This is a genomic window from Rhizobium sp. P1_B8 (genome assembly GCF_056406515.1).
Window position 1 is genome coordinate 163960 of the sequence record NZ_JBFTZZ010000001.1, and the last position, 19173, is coordinate 183132.

The following is a 19173-nucleotide window of genomic DNA, read 5'->3' on the forward strand; positions in this document are numbered from 1 at the left end:
GTTGCGATCCTTATGCGGCCACGCTTGCTGCCCGCGGCAGGTTTTCCATGATCTCGCGCCATGCGGCGCGTTCGTCGGAACCTTCCTGCCGCTTGCCGAAGAACTGGATGATCATCTCGCCTTCTGCGTTGTAAGCCTCCAGCGAGGTGACGTGGCCGTCCGTGGTCGGCTTGCGCACGGCCCAGGTCTCGGCGATGTGATCCTGGCGCAGATGCAGGTGGAAAGTCGGGTCCATGATATTGATCCACGGTCCCATCGACTGCACGTTGAAGATCGGGCCGGAATGGATCTGGACGATGCCGTCATTGGCGACAAAGCACATGATCGGCAGGCCAGATTTCACAGAGGCATGCATCATGTCTGCCGTTGCGCTGTTGTCGAGCCTCCAGGCATAGTCGTCGCCGACAGTGCGCACCGCCGCCTGGCGGCCGATCTTCAGGCGCTTCAGCATGCCGAAGAACTGATGCGTATCGGTGAGCTTGCTCCAGTTGTCGCGCAGTTCGTCGCGGCTGACGTCGGCAGTATCATCGGCGGCGTTCGAGGTTTCAGCCTCGACAAATTCCTGCGATTGGTCTTCCAGCTTCAACTCGGCGACGATCGCGTGATAGGCCTCGAGATTCGAGCTCGGGCGCATGTGCACCTTGTGCACGGCGTTGCCTGTCTTGTCGAAATATTGCAGGCTGAGGCGCTCCTGGTCGCCATCCTTCTTGGATACGGCGAAACCATGCTCCCAGCGGCTCGGGAAGATGCGCAGGTCGATATTCTCGCCGAGAACGATCGCGGCCTGCGCACCGCTCTTGATGTTTTCGAAGACACCGATCTTCTCGTGCACGGCACTTTCGTTGCGCGACAGCGCCATCACTTCGCCGAGGCCTGCCACGCGTTCGAGAAGCTTCAGTGCACTGCCATCGATGCGGGTCACGCTGATGCCGGTTTCGGCGGCGACGAGGGCTGCCTCGGAAATCTTCAGCTGCGCGGCGATATCGCGCTCGCGCATTTTCGGATTCTCGGCGCGAAACGCGCGGATTTCGGCTGGCGCCGGTCTTGTCTGTTCGGTCATGTCCTACCCTACTTATTGAGAATGAGCTTGCCCTGACGGGTGATCTTCAGGCGATAGACCAAGCCGTCGTGTCTAATCATGATCTCGTTCGTGCCGCGGAAGAGATCCGCGCTTTCGACGATCCGGTGCTGCGCCGCAGGCTCGCTCTGCAGCGGCACGTGCTTAAAGTTATCTGGCTTTTCAACCATCATTTCAGTTGGCAATTCCGTGAGACCGGTGATCAGGGTCCCCTGTTGTGATGACAATTATCTTGACTTTCTTACTCATAGTTTTTTAAAGACGCAATAGGAGACTAATACAGTCAAGTTTTTGAGATTGCTGATATGAAGCCGCCTGGCGGCGGTTCGCGACAATGGCGGAGAAGATGATGACGGTTAGGTTTGCGGCTGTTGCAGCCGGCATGGTGATGGCGGTTTCAAGCGTATGCCAGGCGCAGGATGCGGCAACCGCCAAGCTGGATGTCGAACTCAACGCTTTGGCGCCGTCGCAAAAGGGCTGCATGATGACCTTCGTCGCCGAGAACAATCTTCAGGCGCCGATCAACAAGATCTCCTTCGAGCTCGCTTTCTTCAACGACAAGAATGCCGTCGACCGCATCACCGTGCTCGACTTCCGCGATCTGCCGCAGGGCAAGAGGCGCGTGCGCCAGTTCGATATGCCGAATGTGAAGTGCGAAACGGTCACGCGCATCATCATCAACGACACGCCGGTCTGCGACGGCCCGGCGACGGGCGAATGCATGAAGGGTCTTGTTACCCGTTCACAGATTTCCGTTCCCTTCGAGGGCTAAGAATACGCCGGGAATGAATCCCGGCGGGCATGGTCAGACTGTCCGAGGCATACAAATGGCAATTTCAGCGAAGTCCAGATCGAGACAGGTGCTCATCGGGGAGCCGGACGCTGACGGCAGTCTGAACGACAATAACATACATCCCGGCCACGAGCTTTCCGACCTGCGCAATGTGCAGCGGCAGCCGGCTGGCGAGGCTGTGGTCCACTATGCGCGTTTCGCGCAGATACCCTCCTTTCCCGATCATCCGGTAGCCGAGCCGATAGCCTCCGTTCCTGCGCCGCCGCTGGATGCGGCGGTGGAAAAGCAGGAGGACGAGAAAGCGCCGGTGCGGCGACGGATGGCGCTGACTTGTATTGGTTCGTTCTTTTTTCATGCAGGTCTGGTGGTTGCGCTTAGCGTGTTCATGCCGACGCCGCCGAACGAAGCGATTGAAGATGCTGGTGAGGCTGTCAGCGTCGTCGTGTATGGCGACTCTGACGTTGACCAGACATCGGCCGGCGATCCAGAGTTAGAGCGCCAGCCCGAGCAAGTTGCCTCTGAGGAGGTTGAGCCGGATACAGTTCAATCGGAGGAGGCCACCGAACTAGATGCCACGACCGTGCCGCCGGAGCAGGCCCAGCCGGTCGAAACTGAAACGATGGAGACCGTTCAGTCGGTGCAGGAAGTTACGCGGGTTTCCCCTGAGGCCGTTGTTGCCGCCGAGCCAGAGGTGCTTGTCTCCGAGAGCCCTGCAGAATCTTTCGTCGCTCAGCCGATGGCAACGGCTGTGCCCGAACAGCCCATGCCTGATATCGCGCAGGCAACAGTACCGGAAGAAGTAGTGCCAACGGCTGTCCAGCCCACCGCAGTTCCGCCGGAAGAAGTAAAGCCTGTCGAGACTGTCGAAGTCTCGCCGGAACCTGAAGACAAGCCGGTGCCGAAGGCTGAAAAACCGAAACCGGTTGAAAAGAAGCAGTCTCAGAAGAGGGCCAAGCCTGCTGGTGGGAAAGAGGGCTCAGATCGTGAGGACTCGACGAGGGGCATGGTCAACGGCCAGGACGGGCCGCAAACTGACGGCACGTCAACCACGACAGGCGGAACTGACGGTATGGGAAGTGCTGCCGTAGCCAACTACCCAGGTAAGATACAGAAGCGGATCCGTCGCGCTGTTCGCGTGCCTGATGAATACAAAAACAAGAGCGGCGGTATGACCGTAAGGATTCAATTGACGATTAGCGGAACAGGCAGGGTAGCGTCGGTCTCTGTTGCTCGCAGTTCGGGTATTGCAGAATTGGATAAAGCTGTTCTGGATGGTGTGCGGCGCGCGGCGCCGTTTCCGCCGCTGCCCTCCGAGTGGGGTAAGCCTAGCTGGACTTTCGCCCAGGAAGTTCAGGTCACTAGATAATATGATAAAAATAATCAACTTTATACTTTACTCTAAAAATCAAGTTTAATAAGGTCCGCTCGCACACGCAGGAATCGTGTGACGATCAACGAGCGAACGGGTGGTATATGGCTCGCAAGGGCAAGAAGGGTTCGAACCGGGAGGTCCGCGACAGCGCGGGCGAGGACGCCGGTCAGGCATCCCTTGGGCGATCCAAACTGGATGGCCGCAGTTTCCTCTATGTCGGCGGCCGTGACTGCCAGGTGGCGCATCTTCGTCAGATATGCAGCAATTTCGGTGCAGAGCTCATTCATCACGACGGGGGCTTACGCGAAGCGGTTTCGCGCATCGATACCGTCCTTCCCTCGGTCGACTGCGTGTTCTGCCCGATCGACTGTATCAGCCACGATGCCTGCCTGCGCGTGAAGACCGGCTGCAAGAAGTTCGGCAAGGCCTTCATCCCGCTTCGCAACGGCAGCAAGTCCAGCCTGGAGCGTGCGCTGCAGACGATGAACGAACGAGACAATTCCCGATGAACGACCAGCGCCCCGACGGCTTCACCATGATCGGCCTGCACAAGCTTGCCGCGCAGACAGGCGAGGGCCTCGTGCCCGAACTCTACGAGCTTTTCCAGCAGCATGCCGAACGCCAGCAGATCTACCAGAATGTGATGTTCTTTCCGACCTGGGAAGCGCGCATGCCCGGAGAGGCGGCAACAAGACCGCTTGGCCCGGCGGCGGCAAACGGCGATAATGTTCTCGCCTTTCCCTCGCGTGCGGCAAGGGCGGGCAAGAGGAAGGCGTAAGGAGATTTCATGTATATCGCAATGAACCGCTTCAAGGTTGCAACCGGGAGCGAAGGCGATTTCGAGACGGTCTGGCGCAATCGCGATTCCAGCCTGCCCGAGGTGCCCGGTTTCGTCGAATTCCGCCTGCTGCGCGGCAAGGTCAACGACGAGGAAGGCTACACGCTCTATTCCTCGCACACGGTCTGGAAAAGCGAAGCGGATTTTCAGAACTGGACGAAGTCCGAGAGCTTTCGTGCAGCGCACCGCAATGCCGGCGATCACAAGGCGATCTACAAGGGACCGCCAGTCTTCGAAGGCTTCAACGTCGTCGACGGCATATGAACGAAGGGCCGGATCGCATCGCGGTTCTGCCGGTCCTGCCGTCGCTCGATATCGATGAGACGCTTGCCTTCTACCGCGATGCGCTCGGCTTTACCGAGATCGTCTATCGGGCGGCGGACTATCTCGTCCTGCGGCGCGACGACATGGAGCTGCATTTCTGGCGGACGCAGGATGCCACGCTTTGCCAGAACAGCTCCGTCTATCTCCGAGGCGGCGGCATCGGCGCCCTCCACGCGGAATATCGCGAAAAGGGCGTCGAGCGCCTGAGCAATATGGAGGTGCGGCCATGGAACATGGAGGAGTTCTACATCCATGATCCGCACGGCAATCTGCTGCGCTTCGGCCGTGTGCCGCAGCCGCGTGACTAGAGCAACTCCAGCCAAAGTGCGCAGCGGTTTTGGGTCCGGATTGCGAGAAAACAAAACATAGAGAAATTCCCTCGCTCGGGAATAACGGAAATGCCCTATGCCTTGACGCGGAAGACAGCGCCTGCCGCAACGGCCAGCCAGCCAAGCATCATCGCCCAGCCGCCGGTCGGCGCGGCATAGGGGAAGAGGCCGGAGCCGGTAAAGCGCAGGGTGACGAGATCGCCCGCAAAAAGCAGCGTTCCGACAATCAACAGGAAACCGGCCAGCCAGGCGGTTCTGAGCCTGGTGTTGCCGAGAGCCAATGCCAGCAGGGCAGGGGCGTGGGCAAGGCACATGGCAGATGCGGATGCCGCAAGATTGGCCTCGCCGCCGCCATGGGCAGCAAGGGCGGCAAGCGCCACGCCGGCTACGCCGAACAGGCCGGCAAAGAGATAGAGCACCGGTTCCAGACGCGCGTTCAAGCTCATGGTTGTTCCTTGTGGTCAGGCGCCTTGTTCTGCATATGGTAGGCGAGTCGTTCCACCGGCGCCCAGATGAGATCGCGCAGCGCTTGGCTTGCGATCGTCTCGTCCAGGGCGCGGCGGAAGCAGAGCAGCCATTCGTCGCGTTCGACAGGGCCGATCTCGGCGACGAAATGGCGGCTGCGCAGGCGCGGATGGCCGCGCTTATCGGTATAGAGCGGCGGGCCGCCGATATAACCGCTCATATATTCGTAGAATTTCTCTTCACTGCCGGTAAGGCTCGGCGGATGCACGGCGCGCACGTTTCTCGCCTCCGGCAGCGTGTCCATCAGCTCATAGAAGCGGTGCGTCAGCGCCCGTACGACAGGATCGCCGCCGATCGCCTCATAGAGTGTGGTGACCTTCTCCGTCACGAAACCATCCCATGCCATCCTAATACCCAGGCCCTTCATGCACCGGGCGGAAAATGATCGCAACTGTCATCAAGGTGCCGCGGCATTTCGCGCATAATGCAGGCACGGCAGGGGTTGTGGCCGATTCTCCTTGACAAAACCGTCCGGACGGTATCTTTTAATTTGCATGTCGAACGCTCATCATCGCAAGAAGCAGCCCGTCCTCGTGCGCCAGCAGTTGCTGGAGGTCGCCGCGCGCCTTGCTGCCAGCGAAGGCATGGCCGCCGTCACGCTCGATGCGGTTTCCGCTGCGTCCAGCGTCAGCAAGGGCGGGCTGCTGCATCACTTCCCGACGAAGAATGCGCTGCTCGACGCCTTGTTCGAGAGCCTGCTCGAAAAGTTCGACGCCGATATAGAGGAACTGATGCGCGGCGATCCGCTGCCGCAGGGCCGCTTCACCCGCGCCTATCTCAGGGCGGTATCCGGTCTCAAGGATCGTCCCGACGATTCCAGGAATTGGACGCAGGTGACGATCGCGCTTCTTGCCGAACCCCGGTTGCGTCTTCGCTGGCGCCAATGGGTACAGGCGCGGGCGGAGGAATATATCGGCACAGACTCCTCCCTCGACGCACAAGTCGTGCGTTTCGCCGCCGACGGACTTTGGTTCGCAGATACGTTGGAAAGCCATGATATCAACGGCGTTCTGAGGCGGGATCTCATCGATCGCCTTGTCGAACTGACCGGCAAGTAATTCGAAAGGGATTCGCCATGAGCCAGGCCGCCGTCTACGGGCTGCTGTTTGCAGCTATTGTGCTCGAAGTCATTGGCACGACCGCGCTGCAGCTATCGCAGCAGTTCACCCGCATCGGGCCGACGGCACTCGTCGTCGCCTGTTATGCGGCTGCCTTCTATTGCCTGTCGCTGACGCTGAAAAGTATCCCCGTCGGTATCGCCTATGCGATTTGGAGCGCTTTGGGAATCGTGCTGATTTCCTCGGTCGGTCTGGTTTTCTTCAAGCAGCGCCTCGACCTGCCGGCAGTCGTGGGGCTCGGGCTGATCATATCGGGCGTTGTGGTCGTCAATCTATTCTCGAAATCCGTTTCGCATTGATATTGCTGTGATATTTTCAGGCCGTTTCTCCGCCTCAGGCCGGTAAATTTTCCCCTTTGTCAAAATACCGACAAAGGTCTATGTGTTCTTTGGACGTGGAGGAGACGAGGCGCAGCCAGCGCCATTTTCCAAAGCGCTTTGAATCCTGCCTTCCCGCCTATCGATACTTCCAGGTTCTACAGGAGCACATCATGGCCATTCGCACCGTCGTCTGGGGAGAGAATATCCACGAGAATACCAATGCCATCGTCCGGGATATTTATCCCGAAGGCATGCACACGACGATCGCCAACGCGTTGAATACCGATTCCGATATCTCGGCGACGACAGCGACGCTGCAGGAGCCGGAACACGGCCTCAGCGAAGCCCGCCTTGCCGAAACCGACGTGCTGAGCTGGTGGGGCCACAAGGATCACGGCGCGGTCTCCGACGTCGTCGTCGAGCGTGTTGCCAAGCGCGTCTGGGAAGGCATGGGCCTGCTGGTGCTGCATTCGGGGCATTTCTCCAAGATCTTCAAGCGGCTGATGGGTACGCCCTGCGCGCTGAAATGGCGCGAGGCGGGTGAACGCGAGCGGCTGTGGACAATCAATCAGCGCCATCCGATCGCAGCAGGCATCGGCGAGCATTTCGAGCTCGAGAACGAAGAAATGTACGGCGAGCAGTTCTCGGTGCCGGAGCCGCTCGAAACGGTGTTCATCTCCTGGTTCCAGGGCGGCGAAGTGTTCCGCTCGGGCCTGACCTGGCGCCGTGGCGCCGGCAATATCTTCTATTTCCGCCCCGGTCACGAGACCTATCCGACCTATCACGACGTCAATGTCCAGAAGGTGCTGATCAACGGCGTGAAGTGGGCCTATAACCCTGAGGGGGCGTTGACTGGTATCACCGACGCTCCAAATGTCCCGGTAGAAAAAGCACTGGAGCCGATCGTCGAACGCGGCCCGAAACTGCACCAGGCCGGCGAAGCCGGTTACCGCTGAGGAGCATCCATGCGATTACTCGTTCTTGGCACCGGGGTGATGGCGAAAAACCAGCTCGCCCGCTTCCCCCTTATCGACGGCGTGACTGTGGTCGGTGCCGTCGACACCGATCCTGAGCGGCTTTCGGCCTTCGCCGACAAGTTCAACATCGAAAAGCGGTTTCTTTCACTGGAGGAGGCGATCGCCTGGGGTGAATTCGATGCGGCGACGAACGTGACGCCCGACCGCATCCATCACCCGACGACGATGGCTCTGATTGCCGCCGGCAAGCACGTCTTCTGCGAAAAGCCGCTGGCGGAGAACTATGCGAAGGCGCTGGAGATGACGGAGGCGGCCGAGAAAGCCGGCGTCATCAACATGGTCAACCTGACTTATCGCAACGTCGCGCCGCTACAGCGCGCCCGTGAGATGGTGCTCGCCGGCGAGCTCGGCACGATCAGGCACGTGGAAGCCTCCTATCTCCAGAGTTGGCTCGTGTCGCGCGCCTGGGGCGACTGGCGCACGGAATCGACCTGGCTGTGGCGGCTTTCCACCGGCCACGGCTCGAACGGCGTGCTCGGCGATGTCGGCATCCATATCCTCGATTTCGCCGCCTATGGTGCGGCGACCGACATCGACCACGTCTTTGCGCGGCTGAAGACCTTTAACAAGGCGCCGGGCGGCCAGATCGGCGAATATCTGCTCGATGCCAATGACAGCTTCACCATGTCTGTCGATTTCGCCAATGGTGCACTCGGCGTCATCCATGCCAGCCGTTGGGCGACAGGGCATTTGAACGAGTTGAAGCTGCGGATTTATGGCGAGAGGGGCAGCCTTGAGGTCATCCATCGTCCCAGCGGTTCCGAGCTGCATGGCTGCCTCGGCGAGGATGTCGAAACCGCCACCTGGACGAAGATCGAGGTTGAACCGGTGGCGACCAACTACGAGCGTTTTGCCGAGGCCGTGGCAAGCGGCATCCAGCCGGATCCGAACTTTCGCCACGCCGCCAACCTGCAGAAGGTGCTCGATCTTGCGATGGTGACCGAGCGCGAGCGGCGCGAGCTGAAGGTCTGATCCTGCTTGACTGACAAGCCGCCGTTCCAACGGCGGCTTTTGCAATGCATCAGCGCGTCGATCCGCTTTCAGTTTGCGAGATTTTCACGCTATGCTTCTGCATGGGCAGCTCGACGCTTTCCTTTGGTCCGTTCCTTTACGATCCCGTGACAGGAAGCCTGTCGCGGGAAGGGAAATCCGTTGCGACGGGACCACGGCCGGCAGCTCTGCTCGGTTTGCTGCTGGAGGCTGAGGGCCGCGTCGTCACCAAGGCGGATCTGATGGACCGGGCCTGGCCGGGGCTTGCCGTGGAGGAGGGCAACCTCACGGTTCAGATTGCCACGCTCAGGAAGATTCTCGGCGCAAGACCCGATGGCACGGAGTGGATCGTCACGGTTCCCAGGGTCGGTTATCGCCTGCCGCGCCAGGACGATGCCGGGATGGCGCCCGTGGCGCCGCAGCCGCCCTCCGTCGCGGTTCTTCCCTTCGTCAATCTCGGTGGCGATGTCGACCAGGATTATTTTGCCGATGGCGTGGTGACGGAGATCATCACCGCCCTTGCGCGCTTCCGCTCCTTTTCGGTCGTCTCGCGCCATTCCGCCTTTATTTACAAGGGACGCAGCATCGATGTGCGACAGGTGGCGGCGGAGCTCGGAATACGCTACGTGCTCGAAGGCAGCATCCGGCGGGAAGGCGGGCAGGTGCGTATCAATGTGCAGCTGGTCGACGGCGTGACCGCGACCAATCTCTGGGCCGATCATTTTGAAGACGGCATCAGCCACATCTTCGCCTTCCAGGACCATATCACCGAACGCGTCGCCTCGATCGTTGAGCCGGCGATCGAGATCGCCGAAATCCAGAGGTCACGACGTGACCGGCCGAACAGTCCGGCAGTTTACGATCTCTATCTGCGTGCGCTTGCCGCGATCATCGACGAGTCGATCGAAAGTAATGCCGCCGCCTATGCCTTGCTGCAGGAAGCGCTCGCCATGGAGCCGGAAAATGCGATGCTGCTTTCCCATGCCGCATGGGCGCTCGAACATCGCATTACCATGGGTTGGCCACGGCTCGGGACGGACGACAAGGCGGAATGCATCAGCCTTGCCCGTCGCGGGCTTCAGCATTCGGCCGGCGATCCCCGCGTGATGGCCCATTGCGGCATGGCATTGCTGCAGACGGGCAAGGATTATGAAGGCGGCATGGCTGTGTTGGAGGCCGCCGCAGCCGCTAATCCCAACGATCTTATGGTCGCGGCATGCTCCGGAATTGCAGCCTTGCACTGTGGCGATATCGATCAGGCGCTCGAGCGCCTGCACCGTGCCGTGAGATTGGGACCCCGCGATCCGGATGCGCGTTTTTCGCTGACGGGCATCGCCATGGCCGAAATCTTTCGCGGCAATTACGAGGCGGCAATTTCATACGCCTCTCGTTCGCTGGCACTGAACGCCCATTTCGACCCGACCTACTGGATGCTGATCGCCGCACATGCGCATCTCGGCAATATGGAGCAGGCGCGCCAGTTCCTCCATGCGCTCGAGGCGATGGCACCTGATGTGACGCTGGAAGGCATTCTGGCGGGTCAGCCGGCCAAGGATCCGCAGCGTTTTGCGCCGGTTCTGGAAGGGCTGGCGCGCGCCGGGATGCGGCCGCGGCTATAGGCTTTTGCAAGTTTTTGCAGCTTTTAGTCGGACTTTAAAGACCCAGCCCCGTCGCTTCGGCGACGCTGATCCCATCAATCAGGATGGAGGATCGGCTCATGCTTTCCAGCATGCATATTCTATCGCTCAAACAGGGCAAGCTTTACGGCGACCGAATTCCGATAGAGGCGCTGCCACAGGGGTTTGGAGCCTTTCCTAGGAAAGGCTCCAAGTTGCCACGGCACCTTGTCGTTCTGTTCTCGCTGATCGGCAGGTGGCGCAAGCGCACGAAAAAAGGCCCCGCCGAAGCGGGGCCGGAAGTTGCCGAGCCGCAACAGGCGGCTTCGGTTGCCTGATTATTCTATGACCTGCACCACACGGTGGCTGCGGGGTTCGACAATCACGCGTTGATTGTTGATGACCGTGTAGGCATATTTCGGATTGTCAGGCACCGGCGTCACGACGACGTCTGCCGGAAGCGGCTTGCCGACGACGATCGGTTCCTGGACTACCACGGAGGCGGTCGGGGCCGGCTGCTGCTGGACATAGGTAACGACCTCGCGCGGCGGCGGATCGACAACGGCACCGGCGACACCACCGGCCACGCCGCCAATGGCAGCACCCACGGGGCCGCCGACGATTGCGCCGGTGATGGCACCACCGGCTGCACCGGTCACGGCTCCATCAGCGAGCGCATTGGTTGCAAGTGACGACAGCGCAAGGGCGCTGGAGACAAGTAGGACCTTGTACATTTTGCTTCTCCTTTGCTGGGGTTGCGTTTGGGTAACGACCACGCCAATCCGAGGTTCCAGCAGGAGAGAGTCACGCTTTGGAAGGCCGGTTCACATTATGTGAGGCGGCTGAAGCCGGGGTTGGGAGGCGTTATTCCAGCCGCCGGCGGAAGAGCCAGGCGGCGGCGCTGAGCGTAACGGTGGCGATCAGCGCCAGCGGGATCGTCTGGTTCACCACCTCGCTCAGCGGAATATCCTTGAGGAAGACGCCTTTGACGATCACCAGGAAATAGCGCAGCGGGTTGATCAGGGTCACCGGCTGCAACCACCCCGGCATGTTCTCGATCGGCGTCGCAAAGCCTGAGAGCAGCATGGCCGGAACCATGAAAAGGAAGGCGCCGAGGATCGCCTGCTGCTGCGTCATCGACAGTGCCGAGATGAAGAGGCCAAGGCCGGCGACCGAGCCGAGATAGAAGATCGCGCTGCCGTAAAGCAGGAAGAGCGAGCCGCGCAGCGGCACTTCGAAGAGGAAGACTGCGGCCAGGATATAGACGGTGATGTGGAAGAGGCCGATCATCATCGGCGGGATCAGCTTGCCGATCAGGATCTCGTGGATGCGCAGCGGCGAGACCATCAGCTGGTCGAAGGTGCCGAGTTCGCGTTCGCGGGCGATCGACAGCGCCGTGACGATCAGGCCGATCAGCAGCGCGATGCTGGCGATCAGGTTCGGCACCATGAACCATTGGTAGGTGAGGTTCGGGTTGAACCAGTTGCGCGGCACGGTCGACACGATATCGGCGCCGGCGCGTTTGCCGGCCGGGGTCTCGGCAGCGAGCGCTGCACCGATCTGCGAGAGATAGCCCGCGACGATCTGCGAGGCGTTGGAGCGGCGACCATCAAGCACCATCTGCAGGTCGGCCGGCGCTCCCGCCTCGATATTGCGCGAAAAGTCAGGGCCGATCTCGACGGCGGCAATGGCCGTCTGGTTGTCGATCGCCACCCGGACCTCCGCTTGGCTGGAGGCGATCTCGATCTTCCGGAAAGTCGGCGAGCCATCGATGCGCTCGATCAGTTCCTGGCCCCAGTGGCCGCTGTCGCGGTTGAGGATCAGGACGTCGACATTGCGGACCTCGAGCGTCGCCGCATAGGAGAAAACGAGAAGCTGGACGATCGGCGGGCCGATCAGGATGGCGCGGCCCTTGGGGTCGCGCAGGACGGCAAGCAATTCCTTGACGATCAGGGCGTAAAGCCTTGTCCACATCTCAGCCGATCCTTTTTCTGGTGCTGCGGGCGGCAAGCATGAACATGATGGCGCCGATCGTCAGCATGACCGATATCGCCCGCAGGAACATCGGCCAGATGTCGCCGGCGAGGAACACCGTCTGCAGGCTGGGGATCAGGTAACGCGCCGGCACGATGAAGGTGATCCACTGGATCACGGTCGGCATGGAATTGATCTCGAAAAGGAAGCCAGACAGCAGGAAGGCCGGTAGAAAGGCGGTTATCAGCGCCAGTTGCGAGGCGAGGAACTGGTTCTTCGTTGCCGTCGAGATCAACAGGCCCTGGCCGAGCGCCGGGATCAGGAAGGCGGCCGACAATGCGTAAAGCGCAGCGACAGAGCCGCGGAACGGCACGCCGAAGAGGAAGACCGCAAGCAGCACGCAGAGCGTCATCGAGGTGAGGCCGAGCAGGAAATAGGGCAGGATCTTGCCTGCGAGCAGCTCGACCGCCGTCACCGGCGTCGCCATCATCGCCTCCATTGTGCCGCGCTCCCATTCGCGAGCGACGACGAGCGAGGTCAGGAGCGTGCCGACCAGCGTCATGACGATGGCGATCGAGCCCGGCACGAGGAAATTGCGGCTGGTCAGTTCGGGATTGAACCGGAAGCGTTGCTCGACCGAGATGGCAGGACTCTGCACGGCGACGTCCGCCTGCCTCTGCCGCTCCCAGTTGGCGACGGCGCCTTGGGCATAATTCTGCACGAAATTCGCCGTGTTCGGATCGGAGCCGTCGACGATCACCTGGATATCGGGGCGATTGCCGGCGGTGTAGCGCGTGGTGAAGTCGGCCGGAATGACGACGATGCCGCGCACCTTGCCGAGCACGAGGTCTTCCTCGAACAGACGCCGGTCGCGTCCCATGGCGACATCAAAATAGCGTGAGGCCTGGAAACTGGCCGACAGATCCTGCGTCAGCGGCGTCATATCCTCGGTCACGAGGCCGATGCGCGTGCGGGTGGTATCGAGCGAGACGCCGTAGCCGAAGAGAAAGAGCAGGATCAGCGGCAGCACGAAGGCGATGAGGATGCTGCTCGGATCGCGGATCGCCTGCAAGCTTTCCTTGCGCACCAGAGCTGAAAGACGCCGAAGCCTGCCGGAAGAGGCGCTCATGCGACATCCTCCGCTTCCGATTGCTGGACGAGGGCGATGAAGGCATCCTCCATCGTCGGGTCCGGCTGCTCCTTGGTCGCGACCCGGGCCTTCAATTCATCGGGCGAGCCGAGCGCAATCGAGCGGCCGCGGTAGATCAGCGAGATGCGGTCGCAATATTCCGCCTCGTCCATGAAATGGGTGGTGACGAGCACGGTGACGCCCTTTTCGACCAGCGCATTGATATGCGTCCAGAATTCGCGCCGGGTAATCGGATCGACGCCGGAAGTCGGTTCGTCGAGGAAGAGGGCGCGCGGCTCGTGCATGACGGCGCAGGCTAGCGCCAACCGCTGCTTCAGGCCGAGTGGTAGGTCCTTGGCCGGTTGGCCGATATGGCGGTCGAAATCGAAGATGCCGGCCATGAGATCGATGCGCTCGCGCCGGTGTTTTCCGCGAAGCCCATAGACACCAGAGAAGAATTCGAGGTTCTGCATGACTGTGAGATCGCCGTAGAGCGAGAATTTCTGCGCCATATAGCCGAGCTGGTTGCGGGCTTCGGCGGCATCGCGGCGAAGATCGAAACCAGCAACACGGCCTTCGCCGCCGGTCGGCTTCAGTAGGCCACAGAGCATCTTGAAGGTGGTGGACTTGCCGGCGCCGTTCGGACCGAGCAGGCCGAAGATCTCGCCACGGCGGATATCGAAGCTGATGTCATCGGCAGCGGTGAAATCACCGAAGCGCTTGGTCAGTCCCTTGGCCTCGATCACCGGCCGATCGCCATCATCCTTCACTGGCTCCTGCGCCTCTGCCAGCCGCGAGCGGCCGCCGGGACCGCCGCCCAGCATGTCGATGAAGGCATCCTCGAAGCGCGGCGGGGCAGGGGCGAGCGTTGCGCCATCGCCCGCCTTGCCGATATCGGGCTTCTTGCCCTTCGCCGCGACGATGCGGATCGCCTCGCCCTGGATCACGCCGTCGATGACGCCATCGGCCTGCAGGAGTTCGGCGAGCACCTGCCGGCGGCGGCCGCTGACATCGGATACCCTGAAGACCCGGTCCTTGACGCGCTCGGTCATTTCCATCGGTTTTCCCGAAAAGAGCAGCTTGCCCTGGTTCAAAAGCAGCACGTGATCGCAGGCTTCCGCCTCATCCAGATAAGCGGTTGACCAGAGCACGCCGATGCCTTCCTTCGTCAGGTTCTCGACCATCTTCCAAAGGTCGCGGCGCGAGATCGGATCGACGCCGACGCCCGGCTCGTCGAGCAGCAGCAGGCGCGGCTTCTTCAGAAGCGCGCAGGCAAGGCCGAGCTTCTGCTTCATGCCGCCGGAGAGTTTTCCGGCCAGCCGGCCGGTGAAGCGTTTGAGGTCGGTGAAGGTGAGCAATTCGTCGAAGGCGCCTGCTCGTTCGCTCTTCGGCAGGCCGCGCAGATCGGCATAGAGATCGAGGTTTTCCTGCACCGACAGGTCCTCATAGAGACCGAAGCGCTGCGGCATGTAGCCGATCGCCGCCTGGATGCCGGCAGCGTTTTTGCGCGTATCGAAGCCGAGAACCTCCATCGTTCCCACGTCGGGCAACATCAGACCGGTCATCAGGCGGATCAGCGTTGTCTTGCCGGCGCCATCAGGGCCGACGAGGCCGGTGATCGCGCCGCCGCCGATCGCGCCGGAGACGGCGTCAAGGGCGGCCGGCGCGGTGCCGAAGCGCTTGGTGACGCCGTCGATCCGGACGAGCGGCTTGTCGTCCCGGCCGGTTTCGGCGGCGCTCATTGTCCGCCCGCTGTCGGCGTGGGAAAGCGAACGGTGACCGGCATGCCTTGGCGCAGATCCGGGCCGGGCTTGTCGATGACGATCCTCAGGCGATAGACGAGGTCGGTCCGGAGCTCCGGCGTCTCCACCGATTTCGGGGTGAACTCGGCGACCGGCGAGATGAAGCCGATCGTGCCTTCATAGGGCTTGTCAGGCGACGTATCGGAGGCGACAGAAACCTTCATGCCGGGATGGATGCGGCCGAGATCAGGCTCGGCGACATAGCTGCGCACCCAGACAGGTTCGGTCAGAGATAACACGAAGACCGTGTCCGCCGGCGAGACGATCGCGCCATTTTCCCGCACGCGCGAGAGGATGACGCCGTCGTTCGGGGCGCGCAGCTCGGTATCATCGAGCGAAGTGCGGGCGGAGGCGAGTGTTGCCTGAGCCGCCTTCAACTGGGCGTCGGCGGAGGCGATATCCTCAACACGGGAGCCTTCCAGCAGCAGTTTCAGTGCTTCGTTGGCGGAATCGGAGCGTGCGGCGGCCATCGCCCTTGCGGCAGTCGCCTGGTCGAGGCTCGCCTCAGAGATTGTGCCCTGCGGGCGCAACTGGCGGGCGCGGTCATAGGCGAGGTTGGCATTGCGGAGATCGGCGAGACTTTCGTCATAGGCGGCGCGCGCTTGGGCGATCTCGGTCGGCCGCGGACCGGCCTTCAGCTTGTCGAGCGTCGCCTGAAGGGCTGCGGCATTGGCCTCGCCCGAGCGGACCGCGAATTCATAAGGAGCTGCATCGAGCTTTGCGAGAACGTCTCCGCTCTTGATGACGTCGCCTTCGTCGGCGTGGAGTTCGGCGAGGCGGCCGCTGACACGGAAGCCGAGCGAGACCTGACGGATATCGACATTGCCGTAAAGGACGAATTCGCGGCTGGCCTCTGGCAACCAGCCGAGCTTTTGGGGCAGGGCGTACCACCAGGCAGCGGCCCCTGCCGCAACGAGAAGAAGGATGGCGATGGGAAGGATGCGTTTCATGCTGCACTTCCATTCAGCGGGCCGATGGCATCGACCAGCTCTGCGGCCAGGCAGCGCACGGTTTCCACCTGTTCGGGGCCGACGCCATCCCAATCCATCTGGGCGAGCACGGCTGCATGGGCAACGCGGAAGACGAGGATGCTGCCGAGAAGGGTGAAGGTGCGCAGGCGCACATGTTCCGAGGCGGGATCCTCATGAAGGATGGCGCCGATCAGCCGCCGGCCCATCTCAATCATCGGCCGCATGAGGCCCTGATAGACCCGTGTGAAGGCTTCCGTCGGTTCCATCTGCTCGCGGATCAGGAAGCGCGCCCAGGATTCGGATTCCCTGCCGACGAACAGCGTCACCATGGTCTGCAAAATCTCGGTCAGGAAATGGCGGGCCTCAGCTTCACCAAGCGGTTTGCCCGCAGCATCGAGCGCCAGCAGATGCGCGCCGACGCGCGCCCTCATGTCACCGATATGCGTATTGATCCGCATCATCAGATATTCGGCCGTGGCGATGTAGAGGCCTTCCTTGCTGCCGAAGTAATAGGGGATGGCCTGCAGGTTGACGCCGGCCGCTTCCGTGAGCTGGCGCGTCGAGGCGCCGTCGAAGCCATAGCGGCCGAAGACGTCGAGGGCAGCGGACAGCATCTTCTGGCGTGCGATCTCTGCACGGGCGGAGGCCGGTGGCTGGTTGTCGTGTTCTTGGGTCATGACAATTTTATAACATTGACAGGAAAATAAGTCAATCGATTGATATAGTTTTAGGCGGCGCTATCACTCTTGCCTTCGCTGATGCGAAGGCAAGAACCAGAAGAAGGCATCCGCTATCCGGATGTCTTCAATTCGATGGACGCAATGCTTGGGTGGCGATCAGAGGCCTAGGAAGTAATCCCGGCTCGACGGAGCCTTGGCAGGGGCAAACCAACGCCCCTGCCAGCTTGCCTTGGCGTTGAGGAAGCCACCCGATTCCGCCTTGGGCGGCCGGCCCGTGGCAATCAACGACTGGCGCAATTCCTCCTGCAGCTTGGCGCGCAGGACATAGTGGTCATAAACGTCGAGAATGTGGATCGCATAGGCGACGGCAAGCGACTGGTTGCCGCGGACGATCAGCAGGTTCTCGTCGTTCTGGTAGGAGGCCTTGTAACCCAAGTTGTGGCTGCCGGTGATGACAGTGCAATTGTCAGGATGGAGCGGGTCGATGACGACGATCTTGTCGTGGATGATCGCGTGGCCGGCGCTCAGCAATTCGGGACGAAGATCGCCGAACTGGGCGGAGATGGCCGCTGCGCGCACCATGACGACACGGCCGGTATCGCCGTCCGGCCACCAGATCGCCCGCTGCGGCAGGTCCCTGACCTCGCCACCCGGCTGATGGACATAGGTTGTGGGTTCACCGGGTTTTGCCGGCGGCAGTGCTGCCGGATTGCTGATCGCGCCCTGGACGAGCAGGTCCGGTCGCTTGACGGCAAGCTCCGCTGCCTGGCCGATGACGTTCTGTTCGCCGCGCACACCGGGATAGAAGGTGAGGAACAGGATGGCGCTGTCGGCATGCTCCATCAGCGAATAGACGCGGCTGAGATCGACGGGTGTCGGTGAAGTCTTGTTCTTGCTCGGCGCCTTGGTGTTGGGTGAAAACAGGATTTCGACGGTGGTCTTTCCGTCCTTCAGCGTCACCGGCCCGGTCGGCGCGGCATTCGCCAAGCGCAGGGCGGGGCCCTGGACGCCCTTGCTCGGGGCAAAGCCCTCGGCGGTCTCCCCATGGTTGGAAACGGTCAGCGGAACGCCCACAGGTTGCGGATCGTCCCGCAGAAGCTTCCAATAGGCGAGGAAACGGGCGGCGACATTCTTGTCCTCGATCAGGATGACGTTGTTCGACTGGGTGCAGAGGCCGGTTTCGGTCCAGTTGGTGCTGCCGGTCATCACGGCTCGCGCGACGCCACCCTCGACATAGACGGCGAACTTGTTGTGGCCGATATGGCTGTTGTTGTTGAAGAGGCGATCCTGCATGCGCTCTGCCGCGGGAGCAGCGGCATGGAGGCCGATGCGTGCATCATGGTTGCCGGTGTCCCAGACGACCGGTTTCCTCGGCAGCGGGTCGCCCTTCTTGTTGAGATCGGTCGAGCCCGAGGTGGAGAGGATCACATGCGCCTTGCCGGCCTTGACCAGTGCCGTCAGCCGCTCGATCAGTTCGGGGTCGTGCAGCTCGTAGAGTGCGAGATAGAGCTCGCCGTTGCCCGTCTCGGCGCGGTCGATCAGCATCGTCAGGAAGCTCAGCACATCGGCGGTCAGGAACAGGCGGATCGGATCGCCCTTCTTTGGGATGTGGGCCTTCAGCGTCTTCAGCAGGCCTTCGGTAATGCGCATCGCCGGGCCGGGGGCAATATTCTCCGGCTTGACGCCCTGGACCTTTTCCAGCTGGCGCAGCAGGTTCTGCGTCGAAAGGATGCCGTTGGTATAGGTCGCCTTGATGGCGCCGCCGCCCGGGAAATCATGGGTGACGTCGATGCTCTCGGTCTTGAAGGGTTCGTCCAGCAAAAAGAGTGGCCGTGGCGGCCCCACATAACGCGGCTTGCCGTTTTCGTCGCGATAGGGGGCGGTGTCGGAGGCAGGAACCGGTTTCCGGCCGGGGCCCGCAAGGCCGACCGGCGTAATTTCATAGTGAATCCTGAAATCGATCGGCCGAACGGTCGCCTCGTCGCGGGAGCGGCGCAGCGTCAGGTCGCGCCATTGATATTGCTGGATCGGCCAGACCGAACTGTCCTGCTCCAGCCAGTCTGGATTCGACTGGTCGGTAAAAGCGATCCAGGTCGGCAGGATGCGCCGGGCTCCGGCCTCCGGCCCGGTCTCGTGTACGCGGGTGATCATGAAGCCGAGGCAATCGGCAATCGGGCCGTCAGCCATCCAGGCGAGGTAGGCGACCTCGCCGTTGCACCATGCGCCTGCCTTGGTAATCCTTCCCATGCCTGCCTCCCGCCCGTTGTTTGCTCAGAC

The 19173-nt window shown here is 61.6% G+C and carries 23 protein-coding genes; 12 read left to right on the plus strand and 11 right to left on the minus strand.

Going from position 1 to position 19173, the window contains the following annotated elements; all coding sequences use genetic code 11:
* Positions 1–10: 10 nt before the first annotated feature.
* Both AC1D2N_RS00765 and hemP read right to left on the minus strand, forming a co-directional pair.
* Complete coding sequence (locus tag AC1D2N_RS00765) at positions 11–1060, minus strand: hemin-degrading factor (RefSeq protein ID WP_130758876.1); 1050 nt, start codon at positions 1058–1060, stop codon at positions 11–13.
* A gap of 8 nt (positions 1061–1068) precedes the next feature.
* Positions 1069–1251, minus strand: a complete 183-nt coding sequence (gene hemP / locus AC1D2N_RS00770) for a hemin uptake protein HemP (protein WP_012758649.1) — start codon at positions 1249–1251, stop codon at positions 1069–1071.
* Between the two features lie 176 nt (positions 1252–1427).
* Here hemP and AC1D2N_RS00775 point away from each other — a divergent pair, with 176 nt between their 5' ends.
* The 6 genes from AC1D2N_RS00775 to AC1D2N_RS00800 all read left to right on the plus strand — a co-directional run bounded on the left by AC1D2N_RS00775 (position 1428) and on the right by AC1D2N_RS00800 (position 4713).
* Positions 1428–1850, plus strand: a complete 423-nt coding sequence (locus AC1D2N_RS00775) for a hypothetical protein (RefSeq protein ID WP_130758875.1) — start codon at positions 1428–1430, stop codon at positions 1848–1850.
* Positions 1851–1905: 55 nt separating this feature from the next.
* Positions 1906–3237: an energy transducer TonB gene (locus AC1D2N_RS00780; protein WP_130758874.1), complete on the plus strand. Its 1332-nt coding sequence runs from the start codon at positions 1906–1908 to the stop codon at positions 3235–3237.
* 107 nt (positions 3238–3344) lie between these two features.
* A complete protein-coding gene (locus AC1D2N_RS00785) occupies positions 3345–3752 on the plus strand; it encodes a DUF2325 domain-containing protein (protein ID WP_018243248.1) in 408 nt (135 codons plus the stop codon).
* Positions 3749–4021, plus strand: coding sequence for a hypothetical protein (locus tag AC1D2N_RS00790; protein ID WP_028733298.1), 273 nt, complete (start codon positions 3749–3751; stop codon positions 4019–4021). The genes AC1D2N_RS00785 and AC1D2N_RS00790 overlap by 4 nt, the downstream gene beginning before the upstream one ends.
* Before the next feature lie 9 nt (positions 4022–4030).
* Entirely contained in the window at positions 4031–4345 is a 315-nt protein-coding gene (hmuQ, locus tag AC1D2N_RS00795; protein ID WP_017994942.1) for a heme-degrading protein HmuQ, read from the plus strand.
* The gene (locus AC1D2N_RS00800; protein ID WP_047618857.1) at positions 4342–4713 is read left to right on the plus strand and encodes a bleomycin resistance protein; all 372 of its coding nucleotides are present in this window, start codon (positions 4342–4344) and stop codon (positions 4711–4713) included. The genes hmuQ and AC1D2N_RS00800 overlap by 4 nt, the downstream gene beginning before the upstream one ends.
* Before the next feature lie 95 nt (positions 4714–4808).
* Here the strand turns inward: AC1D2N_RS00800 and AC1D2N_RS00805 are convergent, their stop codons facing one another.
* Together AC1D2N_RS00805 and AC1D2N_RS00810 are read right to left on the minus strand one after the other, a co-directional pair.
* The gene (locus AC1D2N_RS00805) at positions 4809–5180 is read right to left on the minus strand and encodes a DUF423 domain-containing protein (RefSeq protein ID WP_047618855.1); all 372 of its coding nucleotides are present in this window, start codon (positions 5178–5180) and stop codon (positions 4809–4811) included.
* Positions 5177–5587, minus strand: a complete 411-nt coding sequence (locus AC1D2N_RS00810; RefSeq protein WP_130758873.1) for a group II truncated hemoglobin — start codon at positions 5585–5587, stop codon at positions 5177–5179. The genes AC1D2N_RS00805 and AC1D2N_RS00810 overlap by 4 nt, the downstream gene beginning before the upstream one ends.
* A 166-nt stretch (positions 5588–5753) precedes the next feature.
* Between AC1D2N_RS00810 and AC1D2N_RS00815 the strand changes: the two genes are divergently transcribed.
* The 6 genes from AC1D2N_RS00815 (at position 5754) to AC1D2N_RS00840 (ending at position 10678) form a co-directional block, all read left to right on the plus strand.
* A complete protein-coding gene (locus AC1D2N_RS00815) occupies positions 5754–6317 on the plus strand; it encodes a TetR/AcrR family transcriptional regulator (protein ID WP_028733302.1) in 564 nt (187 codons plus the stop codon).
* A 17-nt stretch (positions 6318–6334) separates the two neighbouring features.
* Positions 6335–6676 (plus strand): SMR family transporter, encoded by a 342-nt coding sequence (locus AC1D2N_RS00820; RefSeq protein WP_018243243.1) that lies wholly within the window; start codon positions 6335–6337, stop codon positions 6674–6676.
* Positions 6677–6867: 191 nt separating this feature from the next.
* On the plus strand, positions 6868–7653 hold the full coding sequence (locus tag AC1D2N_RS00825; protein ID WP_028733303.1) for a ThuA domain-containing protein: 786 nt from the start codon (positions 6868–6870) through the stop codon (positions 7651–7653).
* A gap of 9 nt (positions 7654–7662) precedes the next feature.
* Positions 7663–8706 (plus strand): Gfo/Idh/MocA family protein, encoded by a 1044-nt coding sequence (locus AC1D2N_RS00830; RefSeq protein WP_018073767.1) that lies wholly within the window; start codon positions 7663–7665, stop codon positions 8704–8706.
* A gap of 101 nt (positions 8707–8807) precedes the next feature.
* A complete protein-coding gene (locus AC1D2N_RS00835; protein WP_130759086.1) occupies positions 8808–10343 on the plus strand; it encodes a winged helix-turn-helix domain-containing tetratricopeptide repeat protein in 1536 nt (511 codons plus the stop codon).
* 98 nt (positions 10344–10441) lie between these two features.
* Positions 10442–10678: a hypothetical protein gene (locus AC1D2N_RS00840; protein WP_018243240.1), complete on the plus strand. Its 237-nt coding sequence runs from the start codon at positions 10442–10444 to the stop codon at positions 10676–10678.
* Here AC1D2N_RS00840 and AC1D2N_RS00845 read toward each other — a convergent pair whose 3' ends face one another.
* From AC1D2N_RS00845 to AC1D2N_RS00875, 7 genes are all read right to left on the minus strand, one after another.
* Positions 10679–11074, minus strand: a complete 396-nt coding sequence (locus tag AC1D2N_RS00845) for a DUF1236 domain-containing protein (RefSeq protein WP_018243239.1) — start codon at positions 11072–11074, stop codon at positions 10679–10681. It lies immediately after the preceding gene.
* 130 nt (positions 11075–11204) lie between these two features.
* Positions 11205–12314: an ABC transporter permease gene (locus AC1D2N_RS00850; RefSeq protein ID WP_018243238.1), complete on the minus strand. Its 1110-nt coding sequence runs from the start codon at positions 12312–12314 to the stop codon at positions 11205–11207.
* Position 12315: 1 nt separating this feature from the next.
* Complete coding sequence (locus AC1D2N_RS00855; protein ID WP_130758872.1) at positions 12316–13443, minus strand: ABC transporter permease; 1128 nt, start codon at positions 13441–13443, stop codon at positions 12316–12318.
* Entirely contained in the window at positions 13440–15185 is a 1746-nt protein-coding gene (locus tag AC1D2N_RS00860) for an ATP-binding cassette domain-containing protein (RefSeq protein WP_130717582.1), read from the minus strand. Before AC1D2N_RS00860 ends, AC1D2N_RS00855 begins: the two co-directional genes overlap by 4 nt.
* Positions 15182–16195 (minus strand): secretion protein HlyD, encoded by a 1014-nt coding sequence (gene hlyD / locus AC1D2N_RS00865; protein ID WP_018243235.1) that lies wholly within the window; start codon positions 16193–16195, stop codon positions 15182–15184. The genes AC1D2N_RS00860 and hlyD overlap by 4 nt, the downstream gene beginning before the upstream one ends.
* Positions 16192–16893: a CerR family C-terminal domain-containing protein gene (locus tag AC1D2N_RS00870; RefSeq protein ID WP_130748879.1), complete on the minus strand. Its 702-nt coding sequence runs from the start codon at positions 16891–16893 to the stop codon at positions 16192–16194. Before AC1D2N_RS00870 ends, hlyD begins: the two co-directional genes overlap by 4 nt.
* A 159-nt stretch (positions 16894–17052) precedes the next feature.
* Positions 17053–19143: a phospholipase D-like domain-containing protein gene (locus AC1D2N_RS00875; RefSeq protein ID WP_130717578.1), complete on the minus strand. Its 2091-nt coding sequence runs from the start codon at positions 19141–19143 to the stop codon at positions 17053–17055.
* Between the last annotated feature and the right edge of the window lie 30 nt (positions 19144–19173).